We start from the raw sequence: 26664 nt of genomic DNA, 5'->3' as shown, positions 1-26664 counted from the left end.
TGTGGGGTGGTTTTAGAGGGCGGGAGCCAGACCGGCCTCGTGCAGGAGGTAGTCGGTGATGGGCTGGTAGAGGTGGGGCGGGAGGTTATCGTCCATGGGGACGGCAACCAGGATCTGGCCCTGTTCCTTGGAAATGAAGAGCCCGGGGTCGTTGCAGTCGGCGATACCCAGGGTGGGGATACCGGCTGAGGCGGCGTATCCAGCCAAGCCGTGGTCAGCGACAACCAGGTCGGGGGTGATTCCCTTGGCCTCTAACTGGTCGAGGGCAATTTTCATGGGGCCGGGGAAGTGGGTGTGTTGCAGGTTGCCGTACTGCTCGAACATGACCACCTTGAAGATTTGGCGGATATCGCCGTCTAGGAACTTATCCCCCTCGTCAATGGTCAGGACGGTAGCGCCAGCGGCTTGGGCGGCAGCGGCCAGGTGGGCGTAGATGGGGAAGAGGCCAGCCGGGTGGCCGGTTGCGAAGAGGATGCTCTTCTGGGCCCTGACGGCTTCCCCGAAGAGGGCGGCATATTCAGCTAGGGCGTCAAGGCAGAGGTCGGCGCTGATGGTGTCCTGGCCCTCGCGGTGGGCGGGGTCGGGGTTATTGCCGCAGCGGCGCACCATCACATCAAAGACCTGCTCAAAGGTCCAGTCCTGGGTCCAGGTGACCCCGAACTCTAGGTGCTCATTGCCGTCCACAAACCCCTGCATGTGGGCCAGGTTGTTCTCCCGGGGAGTGGCGACGTCGCCGGTGATTTTTGAGGCATTCAGGTAGGTAGCAAATTCCTGCCGGGTCATCGAAAAAGTCACGGGTTCTCCTTACTTATCGCAGGGTTGTACGTAGGCGGGTGTAGAGGTCAAGCAGGTGGGAGGCAGTAGCCTGCCAGGTGAAAGACTGGGCCCGTTGAGCCCCAGCTCGGCCTAAGCTTAGGCGGGTTTCCGGGGCACGAACCAGACCTTCAATAGCCCTAGCCCAGGCCTCAGCTGACCGCTCCGCCACCAGGATGCCGCTCACACCGTCCGCAACAGCGTCGGCTAGGCCATCAACCTTACTCGCCAGGACGGGGGCACCGCAGGCAGACGCCTCCAAGGCAACCAAGCCAAACGTCTCAGACGATGAGGGAACAGCAACGATATCGGCCTGACGGAAAGCCTGCGCCAGCTCAGACGGGGGATACGGGTCAACTCGTCGCACGCGCTCAGCCAAGCCAAGTTCATCCGCTCGGTCAAGGAGCCGCTGAGCATAACCATCAGACGAGGCCCCCGATATGGTGAGGGAAACATCTAAATCAGATGGGAGCAGGGCAAGAGCTTCAACGAGTAGGTGTGGGCCCTTCAAGGGCTGTAGCCGACCAGCAAAGAAGAGGTCAGCCGTATCAGAGCTACCTGCATGGGCGGGGCTAACACCGGCTAGCGGGTGGAAAACCTGGGCGTCAGCACCGGGGGTAACTACTACGAGCTTCCGGTCTTCTGCCCCATAAAAGTCCCGCATCTGGGCGGCCTCATGCTCCGTATTGACCACCAGAGCCGCCGCCCGACGCACTAAGGCCTGCTCCCCACGCACACGCACCTCGGGCTCCGGGCGCTCGCCCTCACCCAGCCGGGCGTTCTTTGCTGCAGCGGTGGTGTGCATGGTGTGGACGAGCGGAACCTGGGGGTAAGCGGCAAGGGCAGCCAAACCAGAAAGCCAGTAGTGGCTGTGAATCAGCTGGGGCGGCCTGGCTGCTAACGCTCGAACAGCCATAGCAAAACCCGGAACCAGCTCAGGTAGATCCTCTTTCCGGGCTCCTTCAGCCTCAGGCAGGTAGAGAGCAGTGACGGTAGCCCTCTCGTGATACCGCACCTGCCCAGCCTGCTGACGGTCAGTCGCCAACGTAAAAACTTCCACAGTCAGATGCTGGTTGACCTCAAGAAGGGCCGCTAAAGAACGTTCAATATAGACGTTCATACCGCCAGCATCTCCTGATCCCGGCTGGGCCAGGGGAGAGGTGTGCATAGAAATGATGTGCAGGTGCAGGGGCTGAGAAATATCCACGCCCCCAGTCTAGTAGCTCCACGGCCTCACCCAACCACCCCGCGTCCCCCAACACCTCCCCTGCCCCCAACCTGAACTAAGCTAGAGATACAAGTAGCTAGAGAAAACTGCCCACCATCCCAAGGAGTGAAGCATGTCGTTGGAAAGCCTGTACCGGAACCACGGGTTCGTGCCTGCGGACGCACCAGGTGACGCAGAACGCCTAGCCATCATCGACCTCGACGCCCTCGAACACAACGTCCGCCACCTCAAAACCCTCATCGGCCCCCGTGCCCTCATCGCCGTCATCAAAGCCGACGCCTACGGCCACGGCGCCACCGACATCGCCCGCTCAGCCGTCGCCGCAGGAGCTGACTACCTCGGCGTCGTCCACGTCTCAGAAGCCCACAAACTCAGGGAAGCCGGAATCACCGCCCCCCTCATCGCCTGGCTCCACACCCCCCGCACCAACTTCACCCAAGCCCTAGCAGACCAGCTCGAACTCGGCGTCTCCAACACCTGGGAACTCGACGCCATAGCAGCCGCCCACCGTGACCGCAGGCAGAAGGAACCGGTTAAGATCCACCTCAAAGTAGACACCGGCCTCGGCCGCAACGGGTCCACCATGAGCGAGCTCCCGGCGCTCGCCGCCGCCGCCCGCCAGCTGGAAGAGGACAGGGTGATCCAGGTCGTCGGGGTCTTCTCCCACCTGGCCGTCGCCGACGAACCCGACCGCCCCGAAACAGCAGATCAGTCCCAGACCTTCGACCTTGCCCTCGACATCCTGCACTCAGCTGGCCTGAAACCCACCCTGCGCCACCTGGCCAACAGCCCGGCAACCCTGAGCGCGGCGTCCGTCGGGGCTGAAGAAGGCCTGCTGCGGGACGCCGTCCGCGTAGGGCTCGGCCTTTACGGGCTTTCCCCCCTGGCCGGAAAAACCTCAGCTGACCTGGGGCTCAAGCCGGTCATGCACCTACAAACCTTCATCAACGCCGTCAAGGAAGTCCCTGCGGGTCAGGGCGTCTCCTACGGCCTCAACTATGTGACCGACAAGCCCACCACCCTGGCCCTGATCCCGGTCGGCTACGCGGACGGCGTGCCCCGGGTAGCCACCGGCGGGCCGGTCCGTATTTACCCGGCAGGGCAGCCCGCCCGCACCTACCGGGCCGTTGGTCGAATCGCCATGGACCAGCTGGTTGTAGACCTCGGTGAACCCGGTTTGGCTGACCCCGCAGCAGGCTTCCTCGGGGCCCCCGCCGTCCTCTTCGGCACCGGCGACAACCCACCCGTCGAAGACTGGGCAGAAGCCGCCGGAACCATCAACTACGAAATCGTCACCCGAATCTCCCCGCGCGTCACCCGCGTCCCCGTCGGCGGATCCTGGCGCACCACCCCCACCGAAGAGGAAAAGTAACTGTGAGCGAGCACGTCCTTGACCTAGAAATCACCGGCCCGGCCCACACCCGCGCCGTCGCCCTGGCCCTGGCCCCCCTGCTCACCGCAGGCGACGTCCTGATCCTCACCGGCGAACTAGGGGCAGGAAAAACCACCTTCACCCGCTCCCTCGGCGAAGGGCTCGGCGTGCGCGAGGGCGTCATTTCACCGACCTTCGTGCTCTCCCGCGTCCACCCCAACCTGCCCGAGGGGCCCCGCCCCGGTGGGCCCGACCTGGTCCATGTGGACGCCTACCGCCTTGCCAGCTCAGAAGAACTCGACGACCTCGACCTGGAATACTCCCTGGACCGCTCCGTCACCGTCATCGAATGGGGACGTGACAAGGCGGAACACCTCTCAGACTCTATCCTCGACCTAGAGTTCACCCGCGTCACCGGCGCCGACCTAGCCGAAACCGACCCCTACGCCCTCTACGCCCCTGGCAGCTGGAACGAAGACGACGAGGACGACGGCGCCCCCGAACCGCGCCGCCTCCGCCTCATCGGGCGCGGACCCCGCTGGGAAAACGTGTGGGACGAGATAGTAGAGAAGCTGAGCAGTAGAGGAGGGGAGGGAGCATAGGGGCCTTCGGAAGCACCCTTAAACGCCAGCCCCGAGCCAGCTTCCTGCAGGCCCCTATGCTCCCCTCGAGCAAACCCACTACGGAAACATTGCCACTCCAACGTACAAGTAGTCCGTCGGTCAGCGAGCGCGAGCCCGGGACGCCGAGTATCAAGCCCTTGAGCCTAAACACGCTAGACTGGTGGGGTGCTTATTCTTGCTCTTGATTCATCGGCTATTGCTTCTGTTGCCCTAGGGCGCCTGGACGGGCAGACCCTGACCCTGCTCGCGTCCCGGTCAACCGAAGACACCCGCTCCCACGCCGAAGTGATGGCACCCTTCGTTACCGAGGTATTGGCTGAAGCCGGAGTAACAGGCCGGGATATTGACGCTGTGATAACCGGTACCGGCCCCGGCCCCTTCACCGGCCTACGCGCCGGTATCGTCACCGCCCGCTCCCTGGCCTTTGCCTGGAACAAGCCCCTCTACGGAATCATGAGTCTCACCGCCCTGGCCGAGGCTGCAGAAGCCGCCGCCCGGGCGTCCGGCCATGCCCGTTTTCTGGTGGCCTCAGACGCCCGCCGCCGAGAAATCTACTCGGCCGTGTACGAGCTAACCGAGGGCGGCTATCAGCTGGTAAGCGGCCCCACCGTCGGCCCGGCCAGCGAGGCCCCCGCTCTGCCCGCCTACGGTTTTGGCACCTCCCTCTACCCCGAGGCCCTGGACGCCCAACCCGGTTTTGAGCACACCCAGCCGGACGCCGCCGCCCTGCTGGCAGCGGCTGCCCGCCTGGGCCTGGCCCAGCTGAGCACCGACACCAGCGCCCTCTACCTGCGCGAATCGGACGCCAAGGTACCCACCGCCCGCAAGCAGGCCAGCGCCTAATGCTACTGACTGACCTCCCCACGGGCCTGGCCAACGGGGCCCGGGCCCGGGAAATGACCCTGCACGATGTACCCGCCGTCCACACCCTAGAACTCGACCTCTTCCCAGCCGATGCCTGGCCCCTGGACATGTTCCTTGCCGAAATCACCCACGAAACCCGGGGGTACGTCGTCCTTGAACTACCAACGGATGCCGGGCCGCAGGTTATCGGCTATGCCGGGCTCATGAGCGTAGCTGACACCGCCGACGTGCAAACCATTGCCGTTGCCCCCGCCTACGAGGGGCGTGGCTACGGGCGGGCCCTGCTCGACTTTCTGGCCCGCGAAGCCGCAGCCCGGGGCGCTGAGCAGATCTTGTTAGAGGTGCGGGCCGATAACCCCCGGGCCCAGGACCTCTACCTGAAAAACGGCTACCAGCAGATCCATGTGCGCCGCCGCTACTACAACGACGGGGTCGATGCCCTCATCATGCGCCGCGAGCTCACCCACCAGACCGTCCCCCAAGGAGAAACCAGCCATGACCGCTAAGACCGAACCCCTGGTGCTGGGTATTGAGTCCTCCTGCGACGAAACCGGCATTGGCATTGTGCGGGGCTCCACCCTGCTGACCAACACCGTCTCTTCTTCTATGAACGAGCATGTGCGCTTTGGCGGGGTCATTCCTGAGATTGCCTCCCGCGCCCACCTGGACGCCATGGTCCCGGCCCTGCAGGCCGCCCTGGACGAGGCCCAGGTGAGCCTGGACGATCTGGACGCTATTGCCGTGACCGCAGGGCCCGGCCTGGCCGGTGCCCTCATGGTGGGGGTCTCTGCCGCTAAGGCCCTGGCTACCGCCACCGGTAAGCCCCTCTACGGCATCAACCACCTGGTTGCCCATGTGGGCGTGGGCCTGCTCGATGACTGCGGTATCGAGGGACATACGGCTGACTTCCTTGACGGCCTGCCCAGCGAAGGAATCGGGGCCCTGTTAGTCTCTGGCGGGCACACGGAAATTCTGGCCGTACGCGATATTACCGGCGATGTTGAGCTACTGGGGGCCACCCTGGACGACGCCGCCGGTGAAGCCTACGACAAGGTGGCCCGCCTGCTGGGCCTGCCCTACCCGGGTGGGCCGGTGATTGACCGGGTTGCTGCGGACGGCAACGGGGCGGCTTTTGCTTTCCCGCGCGGCCTATCGACCCGCAAGTTTATGGGTACCGCTGAGGAACCCGGACCCCACCGCTACGACTTTTCTTTCTCGGGTCTAAAGACCGCTGTTGCCCGCGTCGTTGAGGGCTTTGAGGCCCGGGGTGAAGAGGTGCCGGTCGCTGATATTGCAGCTTCTTTCCAGGAGGCTGTGGTCGATGTGATTACTAAGAAAGCCATGCTGGCCTGCACTGAACGCGGTATCACCACCCTGCTGTTGGGTGGGGGCGTGGCTGCTAACTCCCGCCTGCGCGAGATCACCGCCCAGCGCTGTGCTGAGCACGGTATCAAGCTGGTGATTCCCCAGTTGAGCCTGTGCACCGATAACGGGGCCATGGTTGCAGCCTTGGGTGCTCGTCTGGTATCTGAGGGCCGGGCACCGTCAGGAATTGACTTCACGGCAGACTCCTCCCTGCCCGTCACTAAGATTTCACTCTAGCTGGAGAAAGCGCGAGGGGCTGGGGCCGAGGGGCTACAGCCCCTCGATCGCCTGCGCGGCCAGGTCGTCGACCACAGCCTGCAGGTTCCCATTGTTTTCTGCGGCGACGCGACGCTGGCGCTGGTAGCCCGCCCCGGTCAGGCAGATGCGCTCCACATCAGCCAGCTCAGCAGAGCAGCCCAGGTCAGCAGCGATACCCTCTAGCTTGTTGAGTAGCCCCAGAGTGTCGTCGGTGACCAGACGTTCGGTGTTCTGGTTATCGAGAATGACGATGGCCTCGGTGCCGTAGCGGGCGGCCCTCCACTTGTTTTCCTGCACATGCCAGGGCTTGAGAGGCTCAATCCGTTTGCCTGCGTCCAGTTGACGGGAGAACCATTCCACCAGGCACTGGGTAAAGGCGGTCAGGGCGGTGATGTCACGAATAGAAGCCAGCCCGTCGTAGGCCCGCATTTCAATGGTGCCGTACTTGGGGACGGGGCGAACGTCCCACCGGTTTTCGCTGGGGTCATCAATGACGCCGGTAACTACGAGGTCGTTAAGGTAGTCCTCGTAGTCCTCCCAGCGTTCGAAGGTGAAAGGCAGGCCCGAAGTAGGTAGCTGCTGGAAAATTTGGGCCCGCTGGGAGGCGAACCCGGTATCTTCCCCCTCCCAGAAGGGGGAGGAGGCTGATAGGGCCAGCAGGTGGGGGTAGAAGTTGGTGAGCCCGTTGAGCACCGGTAGGGCTTTCGCACGGGAATTGACCCCGGTGTGCACGTGTACCCCGTAGATGATTTGACGGCGGCCCCAGAACTGGGAGCGGTCGAGCACCCGCAGGTAGCGGTCCTTATCAACGACTTTTTGGTCCAGGGCCCGGGAGAAGGGGTGGGTGCCCGCTGAGAAGAAGGCCAGGCCCAGCTGGTCGGTAACGGATTTCAGGACGCCGGTGGCTAAGGTGAGTTGGTCGGCGGCTTCCTCCGGGGTTCGGCAGATGCCGGTGACGAGTTCAACGGTGTTGTTGAGGAATTCGCCGGTGATGTGGGCCCGATCTGGGGCAGGTTCAAGAATCTGGGAGGCCTGCTCCTGGAGGCAGGCCAGGACCTCGTCCGCGCGGGAGGCCAGTTCGCGGGTTTCGGGGTCGACGAGAGCGACCTCCCATTCCACTCCAATCGTGGACTGGTCTGAGGGATGAAAAATCATGCGCTGGCTCCAGGGTCTCGGTGCGGTGCTGGTTCTATCTTAGGGGCAGGGGCTAGCGCAGAAGAATCAGGCTCACTCTATGACGCTCCTAGTGAGATAGACGTAATAAACTAGGCCGGTTCGGCCCAGATGGCCAGGCGCTGGGAGGCTGCGCCCTCGCCCAGACGGGTCAGAATCAGGGTGGCTTCGCGGCCAGCCGTCCCCTTTTTCTTTTTCACCCCGGCAAGCAGGGTTGCCCGGAGCTTTTCAGGAACCACATCAACCCCCCGCTTTTTAACGGTCAGGGCGGTGATGCCCTCTTCCTTGACCCAGCGGCGCAGTTTCTTCTCGTTCAGAGGCAGGGTGCCCAGGACGCGGTAGGCCCGGCCTAGCGGGCTAGTGGCGGGGGAGTCTGACGTCAGGTAGGCGATATTTTCATCCAGCAGGGTAGCCCCGATGGTTCGGGCGAAGTCAGCCACCAGGTGGGAGCGCACTACTGCCCCATCTGGCTCAATCAGGTAAGCGCCCAACTCAGTGACCTCAACCGGCTCTTCATCAGCTGACGCGGCCAGGGGAGAACTTATCTCACCCAGCACCTGCCGGGCGGTGGCGTCCGCCCCCAGCACCGTCGCCGACCGGGCAACCCCGGGGCGGGCCAGGGCATTGAACCAGAGCACCACCTCAACCACGGACCCACCGTGGCTGACCCACTCGGCCTCAACCCCGCTCGGTATGGCCTCGTGGGGCAGGCCCGGGCCCAGCTTGACCCCCATCGGAATCCCGGTAGCAGCCAGCTTCTGCAGGAAGGAAAAAGGCGGGGAGAAAGCTTCGGGGTCAAAAAGGCGGGAGGTGGTTGCGCCGCCTTCAACCTCCCGGCGGGCTGGGTCTAGCCAGAGGGCGGCGACGCGCTCGCCGGTTACGATGGTGAGTTTTTCGAGCTCAATGTCTTCCACATTGCCCACGAGTACCTGGGCAGCCGGGTAGGGGGAGAGGTTGTGGGCGGTGAGGGCCGCTGTAGCGGGGTCAAGCTCAACGGACGTCACCGCTAACCCCGCGCGGGCAAAGGCCAGGGAGTCTGCCCCTAGGCCACAGCCCAAATCGGCAACAGAGGTTAACCCGGCGGCCCGGAATCGGGTGGCGTGGTGGTCGGCGACGGCGGCGCGGGTAGCCTGCTCATAGCCTGCCTCGGTGAAAAGCATGTGTGAGGCGTCTTTTCCGAACTTGGTAGCCCCCAGGGTGCGTAGACGGGCCTGAGTCAGCAGGGCTGAGGAGTCGTCGGCGTTTACCCCCTGGGCCCGGAGCCTACTGACTGCCTGCAGGGAGTCAGCCGGGTTGTAGGGGGCGAGCTGGTCAAGGAGGGCCAGCTGGTCAGCTGAGAAGGGGTGGGCACCGGCGCGGGGGAAAAAGGTCATGCACTTAGTTTAAGGGGTGGGGGGATAACTGGCTGGCACAGGAGCAAGAGGGGTGGGGTAGACCCGCTGAAAGCCGACTGGCTGGGTCTGGCGTGAATCGGGCGAGCCCCCAGGGCGAGCCCGAGAGGGTCAGTCGGCGCAAGCGGGTCTGCCCCGCCCCGTCCCCAACCCATTAAGTTCCAGATTGCACATCAAGGGGGCAGGGGGGAAGCGCCATACGCCCGCTGGCTCGGGGCTGGCGTGAATTGGTCCGAGCGCCCCAGCGCGAGGATCAAGAGGGTCGCGGGCGTGGCGCTTTGTCCTGCCCCTTATCTCCCCGCCTCGACCCCAACCAATTAAGTTCCAGAAGGCGCTTCGTCCTGCCCCTTATCTGCTTTCTTCCCCGTGGGTAGCTTGGTGATGGGCTGGGTGGCCAGGGCCCAGACGGCCCCGCCCAGGGCGCTAGAGCCGATGACGGTAAAGGCCAGCGGGAGTGATGAGACCAGCATGATGCCAGAGACGGCAAGGGGCCCGGCCAGGATGGCGACCTGGGAGAACATGGACCAGATGGAGAGGAACTTGGCTCGCCCGACGTTGGGGGAGAGGTCAGCCCCGATGGTCATGTTGATACCGGCTCCGAAGCCGTTGCCGATGGCCATGAGGGTGAGGCCTGAGATGAAGCCGATGCTGGTGGGGGCAAGGGGAACGAGGACGAAACCGGCGCCGAAGAAGCCCAGGCAGAGGGCGAGTACGGCGGAGCGTCCTACCCGGTCTTTGAGGTAGCCGCCGGGGACCATGAGGAGCATTTCGAGGGCTGAACCGAGGGCAATGGCGAGGGCGATTTGGGAGTCGCTCCAGCTGAGGTGTAGGCCCCAGAGGGCGGCAAGGATGGGTTGGGTGACACGGGCTACCGCCAGGGTGATGATGCCCAGGCCTGCGACCCAGACGGCGGGCCAGCGGACGGTGAGGGCCAAATCTTCATCGGTGCGGTTTGAGCGGGCTGTGCTGGTGGCGGTATCGAAGCGTTGATTGAGTTTGCGGATGTGGAGGCAGATGGTGGCTGCCAGGACGAGGGCGAGGGCCAGGAGGAAGACCGTCCAGAGGGGGAGCCAGAGCAGGAGGAGGGCGGAGACGAGGGGCCCGGCAAGGGAGCCTGCGCGTTGGGCGCCGCCGAGGGCCGTCATGGCTTTGCCACGGTCGTCGGGGGCTACGGTTTCTGCGAGGACGGCTTGGCGGGCAAGCCCCCAGGCGACGGTGGAGGGGACGCGGGCGAGGTGGGCTAGGACGTAGAGGGTAAGGGCCCAGGTGAGGGGCAGGGTGAGGGAGAGGACACTGAGGGTGAGGGCTCCACCCGCGAAGAGGGTTGCCAGGGTCATGGAGCGTTTGTCGCCGATACGGTCGATGCCTGCCCCCACCGGGACGGTGCAGATGAGGGCCAGGACGCCCGTGGCGGCGATGAGGAGGGAGGCAAGTTCGGGTGAAGCGCCTAGCCGTATTGCTGCAATGATTTGGATGGGGACGACGGCCCCAAAGCCGGCGGCGAAGAGGAAGGTGGGGACGAGCACCGGCCAGAAGATGAGTTTGAGCATGTGTGCCTTTCTGCTGGGTAGGTGGTCTATAACCTGTATTTTATGGCGCATCAGGGGTGTCGCTGTCGGTGCGCTGATTGCGAAACCTGCGCCTTATCTTGCCCGGCGGGGGCGAGGGGAATAAAGTTTTAGTTAGCACTTGACCGCTGACAGTGCTAAAACGGCTACCGGTAACACCGCGACGATACCGGGGCAGGCCGCCTTAGTGCCCTGTGGTCACCCATAAGTTTTACGCTGAGACCTCACTTGAAGGAGTACCTCACCATGGCTATCAAGCCCCTCGAAGACCGCATTGTCGTTCAGATCGTTGAAGCAGAGCAGACCACCGCATCAGGTCTGGTCATCCCCGATACCGCTAAGGAAAAGCCCCAGGAGGCTAAGGTTATCGCTGTTGGTCCCGGCCGCATCGACGACAAGGGCAACCGCATCCCCGTTGACGTAGCTGAGGGCGACGTCGTGATCTTCTCCAAGTACGGTGGCACCGAGGTTAAGTACGGCGGCGCCGAGTACCTGATCCTGTCAGCCCGTGACGTTCTGGCTGTTGTCTCCTAAGTTCTAACGCCCCTACTTACCCGTTAGATCTGAAGAAAGAAGTAAGGATTCATGGCAAAACAGCTTGAATTCAATGATGATGCGCGTAAGCACCTGCAGGCAGGTGTCGATAAGCTCGCTAACGCTGTCAAGGTAACCCTGGGCCCCCGTGGCCGTAACGTGGTGCTTGATAAGCAGTGGGGCGCCCCCATCATCACCAACGACGGCGTCTCGATTGCCCGCGAGATTGAACTGGAAAACCCCTACGAAAACCTGGGTGCCCAGCTCGCTAAAGAAGTAGCCACCAAGACCAACGATGTTGCTGGCGACGGCACCACCACCGCGACCGTCCTAGCCCAGGCCCTGGTGACTGAGGGCCTGCGTAACGTGACTGCAGGTGCAGCCCCCGGTGAGGTCAAGCGCGGTATTGAAACTGCAACCAAGCTGGTGTCGGAGCGCCTGCTGGCCAACGCCCGCGAGGTCAAGGGCGAAGAGGTAGCCCACGTGGCTGCGATTTCTGCCCAGTCCCCCCAGATTGGTGAACTGCTCTCTGAGGCCTTCAGCAAGGTGGGCCAGGACGGCGTCATCACCATTGAGGACGGCTCCACCACCGAGATTGAGCTCGAAGTAACCGAGGGTATGCAGTTCGATAAGGGCTACCTCTCACCCTCCTTCGTCACCGACCCGGAGCGTGCTGAGGCTGTTCTGGAGAACACCGCGATCCTGCTCTACCAGGGCAAGATTTCAACCGTGGCTGAGATTATGCCCGTGCTTGAAAAGGTTGTTCAGGCCAAGAAGCCCATCACCATCATCGCTGAGGACGTTGACGGCGAGGCGCTGTCGACCCTAGTGGTTAACAAGCTGCGCGGCAACCTGGACGTCGTTGCTCTGAAGGCACCCGGTTTTGGTGACCGCCGCAAGGCGATTTTCCAGGACCTGGCTATCCTGACCGGCGGCACCGTCATTACCGGTGAACTGGGTATCACCCTGGACGCTGTGACCCTGGACCAGCTCGGTTCAGCCCGCCGCGTGACCGTCACCAAGAACAACACCACCATCGTAGATGGCGGCGGCACCTCCGAGGCCGTAGCTGAGCGCGTTGACCAGCTCCGTGCAGAAATTGAGCGCGTGGACTCCGAGTGGGACCGCGAAAAGCTCAAGGAACGCCTGGCCAAGCTGGCTGGCGGCGTGGGCGTCATCAAGGTGGGTGCCGCAACCGAGGTTGAGGCCAAGGAACGCAAGCACCGCATCGAGGACGCCGTATCCTCCACCCGCGCAGCCCTGGAAGAGGGCATTGTGGCCGGTGGCGGTACCGCCCTGGTGCACGCCCTGGCCGCCCTGGACGGCGTCACCCTGGATTCCCACGATGCCCAGGTGGGCGTCGATATCGTCCGCCGGGCCCTGGTTCAGCCCCTGCGCTGGATTGCTGAGAACGCCGGTGAGGACGGCTACGTCGTTGCCTCCCGCGTCGCAGACATGCCCGTAGGCTCTGGCTTCAACGCCGCTACCGGCGAGTACGAGGACCTCATCGCCCGTGGCGTCATCGACCCCGTCAAGGTCACCCGCTCAGCCCTGGAAAACGCAGCCTCCATCGCTGCCCTGGTGCTGACCACCGAGACCCTGGTCGTCGAAAAGCCTGCTGACGAGGACGAAGACGAAAAGTAAGTCCCTCCTGTAGGTTTTAGGCCCGCTACCGTGAGCAACACGGTAGCGGGCTTTTTGCATGATGAGGCTCCGGCTGGGCAGGTAGCTGCGATAGCATGCAACCTTGCAGAGAAAACTGAACGATCAGTATCAATAAAGATCTGCGGCAGAAGGACACCTGGGGGAGGGGCAGACTACGATGAGCAACCACCGTACCGGCTCAACGGGGCCAGGAGCTACCGGCACCGGCGGCGTCCGTCCCCGCACCGAATCCCTCCCCATGATCGTGCAGAAGGCCGAACGGGCCTGGCGTCCTGAAATCCAGGGCCTGCGGGCGCTCGCCCTGCTCCTGGTCGCTGCCTACCACTTCTGGTTTGGCCGAGTCTCGGGTGGCGTTGACGTGTTCCTGCTCGTCTCAGCTTTCTTGCTCACCGGCTCTTTTGCCCGCAAACTTGAAGGCGGTCAGCTCGTCGGGCCCGGTACCTGGTTCGGCCTGAAAACCTTGGTTTCCTACTGGGTGCATGTCTTCAAGCGGCTACTGCCCCTAGCCGCCCTCACCGTAGCCCTGACCCTGCTGGGTACCTCCTTCTTCATACCGGCTGAACGGTGGCTTTCGATCCTGGACGAGGCCAAGGCGGTAGCACTTTACCAGCACAACCTATGGTCAATTGAGAACGCTGTGGACTACTATGCGGCAGACACCTCCCAGGCTTCTCCCTTGCGGCACTTCTGGTCCCTGTCGATACAGGGGCAGGTGTATGTGCTCTGGCCTGCGCTGATAGTGCTGGTTGCCCTGCTGCTAGGACGGCGGGGCGCCACCCTGGGGCGTCTGGCCCTGACGGTGGGGTTCGGCATCATTTTTATGCTGTCACTAGCCTATTCAGTGCAAGAAACCGCCTCCAGCCAGCAGACCGCTTATTTTGATGTCAAAGCCCGTTTGTGGGAATTTGCTATCGGCTCGCTGGTGGCTCTGTGGCTCCCAACGGTGCGCCTACCCAAGATGGTGCGGGCCGTCATGGGCTGGGTGGGAATTATCGCCATCGTGTCCTGCGGGTTCGTCCTGGACGTTAACGGCACCTTCCCCGGGTACGTTGCGCTCTGGCCGACCCTCGCTGCTGCCCTGGTCATCAGTGCAGGGGATACGGGCACCCGGTGGGGGCCAGAAAAGCTGCTGACCTCCCGTCCGCTCCTGGCCGTGGGTTCCTTCTCCTACGCCCTCTACCTGGTGCACTGGCCAATTTTGGTTTTCTACCTTGCCCAAACCCAGCAGGAAAAAGCAGGTTTTCTAGCTGGTATTGTCCTACTGGTCCTCTCCGGGGTTGTGGCCTGGGGCTTGACCCAACTCGTTGAAAAGCCGCTCAGTACCTGGAGCCTACCCAACCGATCAACCCTAGCCTCCCTAGCCCTCATCGGGACCTGCCTGGCCCTTGCCCTCGTGCCAGCATCCACCTGGACCTCCACCATCCACCGGCAGGCCGTCCAAGCTGAAGCCAACCGGGCGGACAACAACGTGGGGGCAGCCGTCCTGAACCCCGCCTTCCAATACCACGGGGACGAGGACGCCACCGTCCTGCCGATCCGGGCTGTCCTCGACGCCGACTGGGCCGACTTGGGCTCACACTGCGCGGACGTGGCCCCCGACCTCACCTTGCCTGAAGACCTAGCCAGCCGCTGTACCGTCCTCGCCCACCAGGAACACCCCACCCGCACACTCGTAGCCTGGGGTAACTCCCACATGCAGATGTGGCTCACTGCCCTACGCCCCCTCGCCGAAGAACAAGGCTGGACCGTCTTTGCCCTCACCAGCCCCGGGTGCTTCCTCGGGCCAAGAGACAACGCCGCCTACGCCAGCGGTTACGAGTGCGACACCTTCGCCACAGACAGCGCCGCCCTCATTCAGCAACTCAAGCCAGATGCCGTCCTCCTCCACGGCACCAAATCAGAAGCCAACACTCCTGACGCCCCCCTGACAGACTCCCTCGCCCGCATCGAAGAACTCACCCAAGCCGGAATCTCAGTGATCGGCCTGCGCGACACTCCCCGCATGGAAACCATGCACAAGACCTGCATGGACACCTTCGGCTCCTCCGACGACTGCATCATGGACCCCGGCCAGGACGTCACCGTCAACCCCCTCACCGAGCTCGAACCCACCCACCCCGGCTTTGCCGCCCTCAACCTCTCAGACCTGGTTTGCCCAGACAACGCCTGCCCTGCCTCCATCGGCAACATCTACACCTACTTCGACTACGACCACATCACCGCAACCTACATCGAAACCCTCGGCCCCTACTTCAACCCCCGCCTGCTAGAAGCCCTAAACCGCGCCGAAACCAGCCGCCAGCCTACCCTCGACATCCACCCTGCAGGCACCACCGGCGAGGACGTGGAATAGTAAGAACAGAAAAAGGGTTGAGCTAGATACACGAGGGAAAAACCCTGATGTGAGCAAGTGGTAGCCCGGCACCCCGGCACACACTCGCACATCGGGGCCAACCCGACTAAGATTAAAACCAGTGTTGCCCAGCGCCCACCCCACCCCGAAAGGTAGCGACCCCCACGATGTCTACACCCACTGCACTGAGCGAAGACCCCTTCGGCTTTACCGGCCTCACCTACGACGACGTCCTGCTGCTACCTGGCAACACCGACGTCATCCCCTCCGACGCAGACACCACCACCCGCCTGACCAAGCGCATTTCCATCGCCTCCCCGATCATTTCGGCAGCCATGGACACCGTCACCGAATCCACCCTGGCCATCGCCATGGCCCGTCTGGGCGGCATGGGTGTTATTCACCGCAACCTTTCCATTGAAGACCAGGCCGACCACGTTGACCGCGTCAAGCGCAGCGAATCCGGCATGATCACCAACCCCGTGACCGTCGGCCCCGACGCCACCATCGCCGAACTCGACGCCCTCTGCGGCCACTACAAGGTTTCCGGCCTGCCCGTCGTCGATGAATCCGGGGTCCTGGTCGGTATCATCACCAACCGCGACACCCGCTACCTGCCCGAGTCCACCTTTGAAACCACCCGCGTCCGCGACATCATGACCAAGATGCCGCTGATCACCGGCCACGAGGGTATGAGTAAGGACGAGGCCTTCAACCTGCTGGCCAGCAACAAGATCGAGAAGCTGCCCCTCATCGACGACGCAGGTAAGCTCACCGGCCTGATTACTGTCAAGGACTTCACCAAGAGCGAGCAGTACCCCCGCGCCACCAAGGACGAAGACGGCCGCCTGCGCGTCGGCGCCGCCATCGGCTTCTTCGGCGACGGATACGAACGCGCCATGAACCTGGTTGAAGCAGGCGTCGACGCCCTCTTCGTCGACACCGCAAACGGCCACTCCCAGGGCGTACTCGACATGATCGCCCGCCTCAAGAAGGACCCCGCCGCAGCACACGTTGACGTTGTAGGCGGCCAGGCAGCAACCCGCGCCGGTGCCCAGGCCATCATCGACGCCGGTGCAGACGCCGTCAAGGTCGGTGTCGGCCCCGGTTCCATCTGCACCACCCGCATTATTGCCGGTGTTGGCGTCCCCCAGATCACCGCCATCAACGAGTCAGCCAAGGCCGCTATCCCCGCCGGCGTTCCCCTGATTGCCGACGGCGGTATGCAGCACTCCGGCGAAATCGGCAAGGCCCTGGTGGCAGGCGCAGACTCCGTCATGCTCGGCTCCCTCCTGGCAGGTACCGCCGAATCACCCGGCGACCTCATCTTCGTCAACGGCAAGCAGTTCAAGGCCTACCGCGGCATGGGCTCCCTAGGCGCCATGCAGTCCCGCGGCGGCAAGAAGTCCTTCTCCAAGGACCGCTACTTCCAGGCAGACGTCTCCTCTGAAGAGAAGCTGATCCCCGAAGGAATCGAAGGCCAGGTGCCCTACCGCGGCCCCCTCGCCTCCGTCCTACACCAGCTCGAAGGCGGCCTCCGCCAGACCATGTTCTATGTCGGTGCCCACACCGTTGAAGAGCTCAAGAACAAGGGCCAGTTCGTGCGCATCACCTCAGCAGGTCTGAAAGAATCACACCCCCACGACATCACCATGACTGTCGAAGCCCCCAACTACCGCCGCTAAGGCCACCCCGTGACGTGCCCCGTCCCGACACCAAGATCAGGCGGGACGGGGCCCACCCAAACTCAAGCTAACCGGCCCACTAACCGGTGAAAGGAAGACGATGACCGACATCCAGATTGGTATGTCCAAGCGTGCCCGCCGTACCTACTCACTCGACGAAATCGCCCTGGTACCCACCCGCCGTACCCGCGACGCCAACGACGTGAACCTCAGCTGGCAGATCGACGCCTTCAAGTTCGACACCCCGATCATCGGCGCCCCCATGGACTCGGTCATGTCACCGGCTACCGCCATTGCCCTCGGCAAGCTAGGAGGCCTCGGCGTCCTCAACCTCGAAGGCCTCTGGACCCGCTACGAGGACCCCCAGCCCCTGCTCGACGAAATCAACGCTCTGAGCGGCGACGACGCCCCGGCCGCCACCCGCCGCATGCAGGAAATCTACGCCGAACCCATCAAGGCTGAACTGATTACCGCCCGCCTGGCAGAAATCCGCGAATCAGGTGTCATCGTGGCAGGCTCCCTGACCCCGCAAAACACCCAGGAGTTCTACCAGACCGTCGTCAAGGCAGGCGTAGACCTCTTCGTCATCCGTGGGGCAGCCGTCTCAGCCCAGCACGTTTCCACCCGTCACGAACCCCTGGACCTCAAAAAGTTCATCTACGAACTAGACGTTCCTGTACTCGTCGGTGGTGTCACCGGCTACACCCCGGCCATGCACCTCATGCGAACCGGCGCAGCTGGCGTCCTGGTAGGTTTCGGCGGCGGCGCAGCTCTGACCACCCGCCGCGGCCTAGGCATTCAGGCCGGTATGGCAACCGCCATCTCCGACGTCGCCGCAGCCCGCTCAGACTACCTCGACGAATCCGGTGGCCGCTACGTCCACGTCATCGCCGACGGCTCCCTGGGACGCTCCGGCGACATGGTCAAGGCCCTGGCCATGGGTGCTGACGCCGTCATGATCGGCGCCCCCCTGGCCCGCGCCGCCGAAGCCCCCGGAGCTGGCTGGTACTGGGGCAACGAAGCCCACTCCAAGGACTTCCCCCGCGGCGTCCGCACCCAGCTGGGCACCGTCGGCACCCTGGAAGAAGTGCTCTACGGCCCCTCCTCCCACACCGACGGTAGCGCTAACCTGGTCGGTGCCCTCAAACGAGCCCTAGCCACCTGCGGCTACACCGACCTCAAATCCTTCCAGCGAATCGACGTCAACGTCACCCCCTACATCAAGTAAACCTAACAGGTAGCCCTGCCTCGGCCCACCACCGCAGGCAGGGCTTACCTGCTTTCACCGCAACTTCACCCCCACGTCCAGAAAAGGTAAGCCCGTGCTCAAAACAGCCCTAACCCCCCGGTGGCTCATGGGTCTAGTTGCGGTGCTCGCTCTCGTCACCGGATTTGTGTGGTTGAGCTCCTGGCAGCTCAACGCCTCCACCTCAGGAACCCGGTTAGCTGACCCCGACAAAGATAGGGTCAGGCCCTACAGCGACATCTTCAAACCCCACGACGTCCTGGGCCTCGACGAAGTCGATACCGTTGTAGAAGCCACCGGCACCTACGTACCAGGATCAAGTTTCCTGGTCGAAAACAAGCTGAACGACGGCGTCCACGGCTACTGGGTCGTCGCCCTGTTCATCCCAGACGGTAGCGACACCGTACACACCAGCCTGGGGGAGGGGAAACGCGGCCTGACCGTTGCACGAGCCTGGACCTCACAAGCAGAAATCCCTGCAGAACCCACAGGGCCCCTAACAGTTGCCGGGCGAATCGTCGGGAACGACCCCCCACTCGGCACCAACCAGCTGAGCGAGACCGGCCAGCAGCAAGGACGGACCCTGGCCTCAGCTAACTCCTCCTACCTCACCAACGTCTGGAACGCCGCCCTCTACAACGGAATCCTCACAGCAGACTCCGAAACCACCGGCTCAACCCCACTCACCCCTGAAGGGACCATCGCCCCGACCGCAACCGTCATCGGGCAGAGCGAAACCTACACCCCCATCCGAGCCGACCAGGTCACCGACACCTCCCTCGACTGGCTCAACATCTTCTACGCCATCGAATGGCTCGTCTTCGCCGGCTTCGCCCTCTACATCTGGTGGCGTATGCTCAAAGACAGCGTCGACAAGGACGCCAACCCCGCCCTCTACTTCGAATATGAAGGTGAGTACTGGGTCGACGAAGCCACCGGCCGGCCCTACTACTACGACCCAGCCGACGACGCCTACTACTTCTTCGATGACGTGAACCCCCACAGTCACGTCCAGGATGCAAGCCGCTAACAGGCCGTCCTCACCCCCTACCAACCCACTAGCCGAACCTAAGGAAGAGACCACCGTGAGCGAGAAGCCAGCCCCCCGCCCCACCGAACGCACCGACGGCAAGAAAGTCACCCTCGCCGACGGCGCCTCCCAGGTCAACAGCAAGGGCGGCTTCACCGTCCGCAAGAAATTTGGTGGCACCGAATCCCAGATTCGCGGGGCCCTTACCTTCTACAAGTGGTGCGCCTGGATCTCAGGTACCTTCCTGCTGCTGCTCGTTGCAGAAATGGTCAGCCGCTACATCTTCGGCTACGACCTCGTCGCCGGTGCAACCAACGCCCAGACCGGCGAAACCGTAGCCCTGGGCTGGCTCAACCTAGAAACCGAGAACCTGCACGGCGGCCTGAACATTTCCACCTGGATCCTGATCATTCACGGCTGGTTCTACGTCATCTACCTGCTAGCCTGCTTCCGCCTCTGGCTGCTCATGCGCTGGGCCCTGCCCCAGATGATCGTCATGGCCCTGGGTGGCGTGGTTCCCTTCCTCTCCTTCATCGTCGAACGCAAGATCTACGCTGAAACCCTGGCTCTCCTGGCAGCCAACCCGCAGGCCACCAAGCGCTACTAACCGGCGCCAGCTGAACTAGAATAGAACCCAAGGATTACCCTCCAACCCCAACCGAAAAGGTAAATACCTGTGACTACCCACAACCCCATCGAGGAGCTCGAAGAGCGCCCCGTCCTGGTCGTCGACTACGGCGCCCAGTACGCCCAGCTCATCGCCCGCCGCGTGCGTGAGGCCGGTGTCTACTCCGAGCTGGTACCCCACACCATGCCCACCGAGAAAATGCTGGCCAAGAACCCGGCCGCAATTATTCTTTCTGGTGGTCCCTCGTCCGTGTACGAGGACGGCGCCCCCAAGGGTGACATCGCCATGTTTGAGGCTGGCGTACCCGTCTTCGGTATCTGCTACGGCTTCCAGGTCATGGCCCAGACCCTGGGCGGCACCGTCGCCAAGACCGGCCTGCGCGAGTACGGGGCAACCGACGCCGTGGTCTGCGCCGAGAACTCCTCCTTCCTGACCGGTACCCCCAAGACCCAGAATGTTTGGATGAGCCACGGCGACTCCGTTTCTGTAGCCCCCGAGGGCTTTGAGGTACTGGCCCAGACCCCCGGCGCTGCTGTTGCAGCTTTCGTCGATGAGAAGCGTAAGTTCGGTGGCGTGCAGTGGCACCCCGAGGTTAAGCACTCCGACTACGGCCAGGTTGCCCTGGAGAACTTCCTCTTCAACGTAGCGGGTCTGAAGAAGACCTGGTCTACCGGCAACATCATCGAGGAGCAGGTCGCTAAGATCCGCGAGCAGGTGGGCGATGATCAGGTGATTTGTGCCCTGTCTGGTGGCGTGGATTCTTCTGTGGCCGCTGCCCTGGTGCACAAGGCTGTGGGCGATCAGCTCACCTGCTTCTTCATTGATCACGGTCTGCTGCGTGAGGGCGAGCGTGAACAGGTTGAGCAGGATTACGCTTCAACCATGGGTATCAAGGTTGTGACCATCGATGAGTCAGAGCGCTTCTTGGGTGCCCTGGCCGGTATTACTGAGCCCGAGGCTAAGCGTAAGGCTATTGGCCGCGAGTTCATCCGCTCCTTCGAAGCTGCCCAGCGCAAGCTGATTGAAGAGGCCGGTGCTGAGGGCACTGATATTAAGTTCCTGGTACAGGGTACCCTCTACCCGGATGTTGTTGAATCTGGCGGCGGCGAGGGCGCTGCGAATATTAAGTCTCACCACAACGTGGGCGGTCTGCCTGATGACCTGCAGTTTGAGCTGGTTGAGCCCCTGCGCACCCTCTTTAAGGACGAGGTTCGCGCTATTGGCCGTGAGCTGGGTGTGCCTGAGAAGATTGTTGCCCGTCAGCCTTTCCCCGGCCCCGGCCTGGGCATCCGCGTGATTGGTGAGGTTAATAAGCACAACCTGGATATCCTGCGCGCTGCTGACCTGATTGTGCGCGAGGAACTGACTGCCGCTGGTATGGACGAGGAGATCTGGCAGTGCCCCGTGGTGCTGCTGGCGGACGTTCGCTCCGTGGGTGTGCAGGGGGACGGCCGTACCTACGGTCACCCGATTGTGTTGCGCCCGGTCTCGTCTGAGGACGCGATGACTGCTGATTGGTCACGCCTGCCCTATGACCTGCTGGCGAAGATTTCTAACCGGATTACGAATGAGGTTGCTGAGGTGAACCGTGTGGTTCTGGACGTGACCTCAAAGCCTCCGGGAACGATTGAGTGGGAATAACAAAAATTTTCCCCAACAGGGGAAAATAAAATTTTTGTTATTCCGCGAGCCTGCGAGCGGTTTAGCTGACTTAGCGTGGCTGTCGCTTGCAGGCCTCGGGGGAGGGGGCGAGCTTGCTCGCTCCTTTCTTTTATTCCGCGAGCCTGCGAGCGGTTTAGTTGACTTAGTGTGGCTGCCGCTTGCGGGCCTCGGGGGAGGGGGCGAGCTTGCTCGCTCCTTTCTTTTATTCCGCGAGCCTGCGAGCAGCTGGTTGAATCAGTGCGGACGCCGCTTTCTCCGAGGTGATCTATGATTCCAGATATTAGTTGGGCACAAGTGCAAACTTGCACCTGTGTAACGAGTGTTGTCGCTGGGAAGTCTGTAGGGTCGTTAATATCAATACAAGAAGACCCTTTGGGGGCTAGTATTGCATGGAAAGCGCAGAAGCAACCGTCGAGTCATATGGCGGAGGGTTTGATAGCTATAGAATCTGGCAAGAAGAACTTATTTTCTGATATCGAAATTGTAGAACTGTATGATACCTGGTCAAAGATATTGAAAGTTATTTATCAAGTACTTGAATGTGGGGAGGGGAATGTTGAGTTGGGTTTTCAATCTAAAAATTTCTCTTTAAAGATGAGTGCATCAGGTCTTGTTATTACTGTTGATTATAAAAGATACTTGGCTTCTCCTTGTAAGTTTATTGAAAGTTTAATTAAAGGTGCTGAACATTTTTATTCTTGGTATGAAACATATATTCCAGGAAATATTGAAAGCGATTTGTCTAGGTTAAAAGAGATAAAATTAATATCTAAATTTTAGTTAAGAGACATGGCGAAGAAGAGAAGAACTTGCGAGTGGCTGGTTGTCTTAGTGCGGCTGCCGCTTGGGGCCTCGTATAACTGAACAGCCCCCGTCCTTATTCCCACACAGGGAGCAGACGGGGGCTGTTTCTACAAAAACCTAAGTTCTAGCCGCCGAAGTTGAACATCCAGGCGATGCCGTACTTGTCGGTGAGGGAGCCGAAGGTGGCGCCCCAGGGGGCGGCGGTCAGCGGCTGGATGTTGGTTGCGCCGTCGGAGAGCTTGTCGAACCAGGGGCGGGCGGTGTCAACGTCCTCGGTGGGGCCGATGAGGGAGGCTTCCATGTTGGTGGTGGCCTGGGCCGGGGCTTCGGAGAGGGCCGCGCCGTCAGACACGCGCAGGTTGAAGCCGTGCTCGGTGATGAGTTCGGCGTGCATGACCAGGTTTTCGTGCTCGGGGGCGACGGGGGCCTGGAAGTCCTTGAAGGTTGCCAGCTGGAGTTCGCCGCCGAAAACCTCAGCGTAGAATTCGATGGCTTCGCGGGCGTTACCTGCGAAGGTGAAGTAGGGGTTGAACTGGATAGCCATGGGTGGCCTTTCTCTAAAGTGATTGAGCGTTCACAGCGTACCACGCACCGGTGAATAGAAAAGACCATCTAAATCAGAAAAACCCACCTGGTTCGTGGGTTTTTCCGATTTAGATGGTACCTAGTCTTAGGCAGCGATACGGTAGATCCGGGCCTCGTAGGGGCGCAGAGTCAGCTCAGCCTCAGCAGCCTGCTCGGCGGCGTCCGCGTAGTTGGACAGCACCACCCGAGCATCCGCACCGTCCAGCACCTGGTAAGAGCGGGTCAGGACGCCGTCGGTAAAGTTAGCGACGACCAGCAGCTTCTCTCTGTCCCCGTGGCGCTCGTAGGCGTATACCTCAGAATCTTCAGGGTCCAGAGGTACGAAAGAGGCGTAGACCAGCAGGTCCTTGAGCTCACCGCGGCGCAGGGCTACCAGCTGGCGGTAATAGTGCCACAGCGAATCCTCACGAGCCACAGCCTCAGCCGCGTTGATCTCGGTGTAGTTCTCATTGAGCCCAATCCAGGGGGTGCCGGTCGTAAAGCCGGCACCGGCATCCGCGCTCCACTGCACCGGGGTGCGGGCGTTATCGCGGCCCTTGGCGTAAATCAGGGCCATAGCCTCATCCGAGCTCATGCGGTCGTGCTCGGTGACCATATCGGTGTAGAAGTTAATCGAATCAAGGTCCTTATAGTCCTCGATCGAGTCGAACTGCACGTTGGTCATGCCGAACTCTTCGCCCTGATAGATGTAGGGGGTGCCCTGCATACCGTGCAGCACAGTAGCCAGCATCTTGCCGGAAAGCTCCCGGTACTCGGGTGAATCGTTACCAAAGCGGGAGATAACGCGGGGCTGGTCGTGGTTGTTCCAGTAGAGCGAACCCCAGGCCTTGCCGTCCAACTCAGTCTGCCAGGTGTTCAAGATTTCCTTCATCTCCGTCAGCTGCACGGGCTTGTAAGACCACTTGCCCATGCCGGTTTCGGGGTCTGAATCAAGACCCATGTGCTCAAAATGGAAGATCATGTGCAGCTCATCGGTGGTGAAGCCTGAGAACCGGACGGCCTCGTCCGGCCCGGTGGCGCTCATCTCGCCCACGGTCATGCAGTCGTACTTGTCGAAGGTTTCCATGTTGAGCTCGTGCATCCACTCGTGCACCTTGGTGCCGTTGGTAATCACGAAAGGAATAGATGAGGAGTGCTTCTCGGGGTCGACGCTGGGGTCATCGGGCAGGCCCTCGGGCTTGGAGATGATGTTGATGGCGTCCAGGCGGAAGCCATCGACGCCCTTATCGAGCCAGAAGGTGACCAGGTCAAAGATTTCCTGGCGGACCTTTGGGTTCTCCCAGTTGAGGTCGGGCTGCTTGCGGGAGAACATGTGCAGGTACCACTGGTCGGTGGTTTCATCGTATTCCCAGGCCGGGCCGCCGAACTCGCTGCCCCAGTTATTGGGGGGCAGGGGCTTGCCGTCCTCATCGACGCCCGATGAATCCCGCCAGATGTAGTAGTCGCGGTAGTCGTTATCGCGGGAGGCCCGGGACTTTTCGAACCACTCGTGCTCATCGGAGGAGTGGTTGACCACCAGATCCATCAGGATCTTGATTCCGAGGGAGTGGGCGGTTTCGAGCATGGTATCGAAGTCGTCCATGGTGCCGAACTCGGGCATAATAGCCCGGTAGTCGGAGATGTCGTAGCCCATGTCGTCGTTTGGGGAGGCGAAGACGGGGGAAAGCCAGATGACGTTAATTCCTAGGTCTGCCAGGTAGGGCAGGCGCTCGGTGATACCGGGGATATCGCCGATACCGTCGCCATTGGAGTCGTTGAAGCTGCGCGGCCAAATCTGGTAGACGACCGCTTCCTTCCACCAGGTCTTACCTGAATTATTTGCCATGCTTATATGTCCTTTTCTGATTGAGTGAAAAAAGTTCCTAGCCCCGGTGCCCTGATGAGGGGCCCGGGGAGGGAGGGGAGGACGGCGCCGGCAGCCGACGTGGATCGGGGCTGGCGGTGAATCGCTTGCGAGCTCTGCGAGCCAGCGAGAGCGGTTGTCGGCGCGGCGCCTGTCCGCCCTCCCGACGTCACTACACCCTTTCGGGTTGGTTACTGCTGGTAGAGGTAAATCTTTGCCTCGTAGGGGCGCAGGGTTGCGCCCTGGTCGTCGGCGTAGTTGCTGCTGATCAGAGTGCGCTCGCCAGCCGGTTCGGTGAAGGTGCGGGTCAGGACGTCCTCGGTGAAGTTGGCGATAACCAGCAGGGTTTGGCCATCGGTGGGGCCGGTACCCTGGCGCAGGTAGGCGTAGACCTGGCCGTCTTCGGTGGCGGGTACTTCTGCTGAATCAATCAGCTCATAAACACCGTTGACCATAATGGGGTGGGTGTGGCGCAGATTGATGAGGTCGCGGTAGTGGTAGAAGACCGAGTTTTCATCGGCAAGGGCTGCCTCGGCGTTGATTTCAGTGTAGCGGGGGTTGAGCTTCAGCCAGGGGGTGCCGCTGGTGAAGCCAGCCTGCTCACCGGCCGTCCACTGCATGGGGGTGCGGGCGTTGTCGCGGCCTGAGGCTGAGATGTAGCGAAGCATGGTGTCGTGATCGACTACACCGGAGCCGACCAGCTTGGCGTAGTGGTCGTGGATTTCCAGGTCGTTGTAGTCGGCCAGGTCGGTGAAGAAGACGTTGGTCATGCCCAGCTCTTCACCCTGGTAGATGTAGGGGGTACCTGCCATACCGTGTAGCACAGTACCCAGCATTTTGGCGGAGAGAACCCGGTACTCGGGTGAATCGTTGCCGAAGCGGGAGACGGCGCGGGGCTGGTCGTGGTTGTTCCAGTAGTTGGCGTTCCAGCCCTTGCCGGCCAGGTCTACCTGCCACTTGGTGAGAATCCGCTTGAGGTCGCGCAGGTCGAAACGCTCATCGTTCCACTTGCCCAGGGCGGGGTTGGGGTTGGCGTCCACGCCCATGTGTTCGAACTGGAAGAGGGTTTGGAGTTCGCCGCGGTCAAATCCGGTGTAGAGCAGGCCGTCGGCGGTGGTGACTCCGGGGGCCTCACCGACGGTAATGACGGGGTAGTGGGAGAGGACCTCGCGGTTCATCTCTGCCAGGTACTCGTGGACGCGGGGGCCGTTGGCTGCCATGGTAATGGAGTCGGTGCCGCCCCCGGCTGCTACCTGGGGGTCGTCCGGGTAGGCGGGGTCCTTGGAAATCAGGTTGATAACGTCCATGCGGAAGCCATCGACGCCCTTATCGAGCCAGAAGCGCATGAGGTCGTAGACCTCGTTGCGCACGACCGGGTTTTCCCAGTTGAGGTCGGGCTGCTTGGTGGAGAAGAGGTGCAGGTAGAACTGCTCGGTGGCAGGCTCCCATTCCCAGACGGAGGGGGAGAAGGCCGCGACCCAGTTATTGGGCGGGATCGGGGTGCCGTCCTCGGTGTAGCCTACCGGGTCCTTCCAGATGTAGTAGTCGCGGTAGGGGTTCTCCCGGCTGCTCTTGGCCTGCACGAACCAGTCGTGCTCATCGGAGGTGTGGTTGACGACCAGGTCCATCATGATTTTGATACCGGCGGCGTGGGCGGTTTCAAGGAGCTCATCGAAGTCCGCCATGGTGCCGAATTCGTCCATGATGTCGCGGTAGTCGCTGATGTCGTAGCCGTTGTCGTCGTTGGGGGACTTATAAATGGGGGAGAGCCAGACGACGTCCACCCCGAGCTTGGCCAGGTAGGGGATTTTCTCGGTGATACCGGGCAGGTCGCCGATACCATCGCCGTTGGAATCGTTAAAGGAGCGGGGGTAAATCTGGTAGACGACGGGTTCCTGCCACCAGGCGGTGGGGCGGGACTCTGGGGTGGTAGCCTGAGTGCTCATGGCTTGCTTCCTTTCAGCACGGGGTAGG

At 62.0% G+C, this 26664-nt stretch carries 22 protein-coding genes; 14 read left to right on the top strand and 8 right to left on the bottom strand.

The features are described from left to right. Positions 1 to 12: 12 nt before the first annotated feature. On the bottom strand, positions 13 to 795 hold the full coding sequence (locus L7A15_RS02575) for a phosphatase (protein ID WP_237200260.1): 783 nt from the start codon (positions 793 to 795) through the stop codon (positions 13 to 15). A 13-nt stretch (positions 796 to 808) separates the two neighbouring features. Continuing rightward, positions 809 to 2020: a glycosyltransferase gene (locus L7A15_RS02570; protein ID WP_237208082.1), complete on the bottom strand. Its 1212-nt coding sequence runs from the start codon at positions 2018 to 2020 to the stop codon at positions 809 to 811. Positions 2021 to 2153: 133 nt separating this feature from the next. On the opposite strand from L7A15_RS02570, the gene alr reads away from it, so the two are divergent. From alr to tsaD, 5 genes are all read left to right on the top strand, one after another. Beyond that, complete coding sequence (gene alr, locus L7A15_RS02565; protein ID WP_237208081.1) at positions 2154 to 3413, top strand: alanine racemase; 1260 nt, start codon at positions 2154 to 2156, stop codon at positions 3411 to 3413. Between the two features lie 2 nt (positions 3414 to 3415). Beyond that, on the top strand, positions 3416 to 4015 hold the full coding sequence (tsaE, locus tag L7A15_RS02560) for a tRNA (adenosine(37)-N6)-threonylcarbamoyltransferase complex ATPase subunit type 1 TsaE (protein ID WP_237208080.1): 600 nt from the start codon (positions 3416 to 3418) through the stop codon (positions 4013 to 4015). A gap of 186 nt (positions 4016 to 4201) precedes the next feature. Then, entirely contained in the window at positions 4202 to 4879 is a 678-nt protein-coding gene (gene tsaB, locus L7A15_RS02555) for a tRNA (adenosine(37)-N6)-threonylcarbamoyltransferase complex dimerization subunit type 1 TsaB (RefSeq protein ID WP_237208079.1), read from the top strand. Continuing rightward, positions 4879 to 5406, top strand: coding sequence for a ribosomal protein S18-alanine N-acetyltransferase (gene rimI / locus L7A15_RS02550; RefSeq protein ID WP_237208078.1), 528 nt, complete (start codon positions 4879 to 4881; stop codon positions 5404 to 5406). Before tsaB ends, rimI begins: the two co-directional genes overlap by 1 nt. Next, positions 5396 to 6502, top strand: coding sequence for a tRNA (adenosine(37)-N6)-threonylcarbamoyltransferase complex transferase subunit TsaD (gene tsaD, locus L7A15_RS02545; protein WP_237208077.1), 1107 nt, complete (start codon positions 5396 to 5398; stop codon positions 6500 to 6502). The genes rimI and tsaD overlap by 11 nt, the downstream gene beginning before the upstream one ends. Positions 6503 to 6535: 33 nt before the next feature. On the opposite strand, the gene L7A15_RS02540 is transcribed toward tsaD, so the two are convergent. From L7A15_RS02540 to L7A15_RS02530, 3 genes are all read right to left on the bottom strand, one after another. After that, positions 6536 to 7678 (bottom strand): glutamate--cysteine ligase, encoded by a 1143-nt coding sequence (locus tag L7A15_RS02540; protein ID WP_237208076.1) that lies wholly within the window; start codon positions 7676 to 7678, stop codon positions 6536 to 6538. Positions 7679 to 7788: 110 nt separating this feature from the next. Then, the gene (locus L7A15_RS02535; RefSeq protein WP_237208075.1) at positions 7789 to 9069 is read right to left on the bottom strand and encodes a class I SAM-dependent methyltransferase; all 1281 of its coding nucleotides are present in this window, start codon (positions 9067 to 9069) and stop codon (positions 7789 to 7791) included. Between the two features lie 335 nt (positions 9070 to 9404). Further along, the gene (locus L7A15_RS02530) at positions 9405 to 10637 is read right to left on the bottom strand and encodes an MFS transporter (RefSeq protein WP_237208074.1); all 1233 of its coding nucleotides are present in this window, start codon (positions 10635 to 10637) and stop codon (positions 9405 to 9407) included. A gap of 264 nt (positions 10638 to 10901) precedes the next feature. Between L7A15_RS02530 and groES the strand changes: the two genes are divergently transcribed. From groES to L7A15_RS02485, 9 genes are all read left to right on the top strand, one after another. After that, on the top strand, positions 10902 to 11189 hold the full coding sequence (gene groES, locus L7A15_RS02525; RefSeq protein WP_135013045.1) for a co-chaperone GroES: 288 nt from the start codon (positions 10902 to 10904) through the stop codon (positions 11187 to 11189). 51 nt (positions 11190 to 11240) lie between these two features. Next, positions 11241 to 12833 (top strand): chaperonin GroEL, encoded by a 1593-nt coding sequence (groL, locus tag L7A15_RS02520; RefSeq protein ID WP_237188016.1) that lies wholly within the window; start codon positions 11241 to 11243, stop codon positions 12831 to 12833. Positions 12834 to 13011: 178 nt separating this feature from the next. Next, on the top strand, positions 13012 to 15207 hold the full coding sequence (locus tag L7A15_RS02515; protein ID WP_237208073.1) for an acyltransferase family protein: 2196 nt from the start codon (positions 13012 to 13014) through the stop codon (positions 15205 to 15207). A gap of 167 nt (positions 15208 to 15374) precedes the next feature. Next, positions 15375 to 16892: an IMP dehydrogenase gene (gene guaB, locus L7A15_RS02510; RefSeq protein WP_237208072.1), complete on the top strand. Its 1518-nt coding sequence runs from the start codon at positions 15375 to 15377 to the stop codon at positions 16890 to 16892. A 100-nt stretch (positions 16893 to 16992) separates the two neighbouring features. Next, complete coding sequence (locus tag L7A15_RS02505) at positions 16993 to 18120, top strand: GuaB3 family IMP dehydrogenase-related protein (protein ID WP_237188020.1); 1128 nt, start codon at positions 16993 to 16995, stop codon at positions 18118 to 18120. Between the two features lie 94 nt (positions 18121 to 18214). Further along, a complete protein-coding gene (locus L7A15_RS02500) occupies positions 18215 to 19168 on the top strand; it encodes an SURF1 family protein (RefSeq protein ID WP_237200270.1) in 954 nt (317 codons plus the stop codon). Positions 19169 to 19223: 55 nt separating this feature from the next. Beyond that, on the top strand, positions 19224 to 19775 hold the full coding sequence (locus tag L7A15_RS02495; RefSeq protein WP_237200271.1) for a DUF3817 domain-containing protein: 552 nt from the start codon (positions 19224 to 19226) through the stop codon (positions 19773 to 19775). A 69-nt stretch (positions 19776 to 19844) separates the two neighbouring features. Then, the gene (gene guaA, locus L7A15_RS02490) at positions 19845 to 21437 is read left to right on the top strand and encodes a glutamine-hydrolyzing GMP synthase (RefSeq protein ID WP_237188023.1); all 1593 of its coding nucleotides are present in this window, start codon (positions 19845 to 19847) and stop codon (positions 21435 to 21437) included. 288 nt (positions 21438 to 21725) lie between these two features. Further along, positions 21726 to 22238: a hypothetical protein gene (locus tag L7A15_RS02485; RefSeq protein WP_237208071.1), complete on the top strand. Its 513-nt coding sequence runs from the start codon at positions 21726 to 21728 to the stop codon at positions 22236 to 22238. Positions 22239 to 22386: 148 nt separating this feature from the next. Here the strand turns inward: L7A15_RS02485 and L7A15_RS02480 are convergent, their stop codons facing one another. The 3 genes from L7A15_RS02480 to L7A15_RS02470 all read right to left on the bottom strand — a co-directional run bounded on the left by L7A15_RS02480 (position 22387) and on the right by L7A15_RS02470 (position 26636). Next, a complete protein-coding gene (locus L7A15_RS02480; protein ID WP_237208070.1) occupies positions 22387 to 22806 on the bottom strand; it encodes a VOC family protein in 420 nt (139 codons plus the stop codon). A gap of 126 nt (positions 22807 to 22932) precedes the next feature. Beyond that, positions 22933 to 24672: a glycoside hydrolase family 13 protein gene (locus L7A15_RS02475; RefSeq protein ID WP_237208069.1), complete on the bottom strand. Its 1740-nt coding sequence runs from the start codon at positions 24670 to 24672 to the stop codon at positions 22933 to 22935. A 209-nt stretch (positions 24673 to 24881) separates the two neighbouring features. Beyond that, the gene (locus tag L7A15_RS02470) at positions 24882 to 26636 is read right to left on the bottom strand and encodes an alpha-glucosidase (protein WP_237208068.1); all 1755 of its coding nucleotides are present in this window, start codon (positions 26634 to 26636) and stop codon (positions 24882 to 24884) included. Positions 26637 to 26664 lie beyond the last annotated feature (28 nt).

Source organism: Rothia nasimurium (assembly GCF_928391935.1).
Taxonomy (GTDB): domain Bacteria; phylum Actinomycetota; class Actinomycetes; order Actinomycetales; family Micrococcaceae; genus Rothia; species Rothia nasimurium_D.
The sequence above is the reverse complement of the archived record's forward strand: the minus strand, read 5'-3'. Positions and strand labels throughout refer to the sequence as shown.

Coding starts and splice junctions, on each gene's coding strand:
- L7A15_RS02505 (WP_237188020.1), top strand. CDS start 16,993: ATGACCGACATCCAGATTGGTATGTCCAAGCGTGCCCGCCGTACCTAC.
- L7A15_RS02485 (WP_237208071.1), top strand. CDS start 21,726: ATGATTCCAGATATTAGTTGGGCACAAGTGCAAACTTGCACCTGTGTA.
- rimI (WP_237208078.1), top strand. CDS start 4,879: ATGCTACTGACTGACCTCCCCACGGGCCTGGCCAACGGGGCCCGGGCC.
- L7A15_RS02540 (WP_237208076.1), bottom strand. CDS start 7,678: ATGATTTTTCATCCCTCAGACCAGTCCACGATTGGAGTGGAATGGGAG.
- L7A15_RS02515 (WP_237208073.1), top strand. CDS start 13,012: ATGAGCAACCACCGTACCGGCTCAACGGGGCCAGGAGCTACCGGCACC.
- alr (WP_237208081.1), top strand. CDS start 2,154: ATGTCGTTGGAAAGCCTGTACCGGAACCACGGGTTCGTGCCTGCGGAC.
- L7A15_RS02475 (WP_237208069.1), bottom strand. CDS start 24,672: ATGGCAAATAATTCAGGTAAGACCTGGTGGAAGGAAGCGGTCGTCTAC.
- groES (WP_135013045.1), top strand. CDS start 10,902: ATGGCTATCAAGCCCCTCGAAGACCGCATTGTCGTTCAGATCGTTGAA.
- L7A15_RS02470 (WP_237208068.1), bottom strand. CDS start 26,636: ATGAGCACTCAGGCTACCACCCCAGAGTCCCGCCCCACCGCCTGGTGG.
- tsaD (WP_237208077.1), top strand. CDS start 5,396: ATGACCGCTAAGACCGAACCCCTGGTGCTGGGTATTGAGTCCTCCTGC.
- L7A15_RS02535 (WP_237208075.1), bottom strand. CDS start 9,069: ATGACCTTTTTCCCCCGCGCCGGTGCCCACCCCTTCTCAGCTGACCAG.
- guaB (WP_237208072.1), top strand. CDS start 15,375: ATGTCTACACCCACTGCACTGAGCGAAGACCCCTTCGGCTTTACCGGC.
- groL (WP_237188016.1), top strand. CDS start 11,241: ATGGCAAAACAGCTTGAATTCAATGATGATGCGCGTAAGCACCTGCAG.
- L7A15_RS02480 (WP_237208070.1), bottom strand. CDS start 22,806: ATGGCTATCCAGTTCAACCCCTACTTCACCTTCGCAGGTAACGCCCGC.
- L7A15_RS02530 (WP_237208074.1), bottom strand. CDS start 10,637: ATGCTCAAACTCATCTTCTGGCCGGTGCTCGTCCCCACCTTCCTCTTC.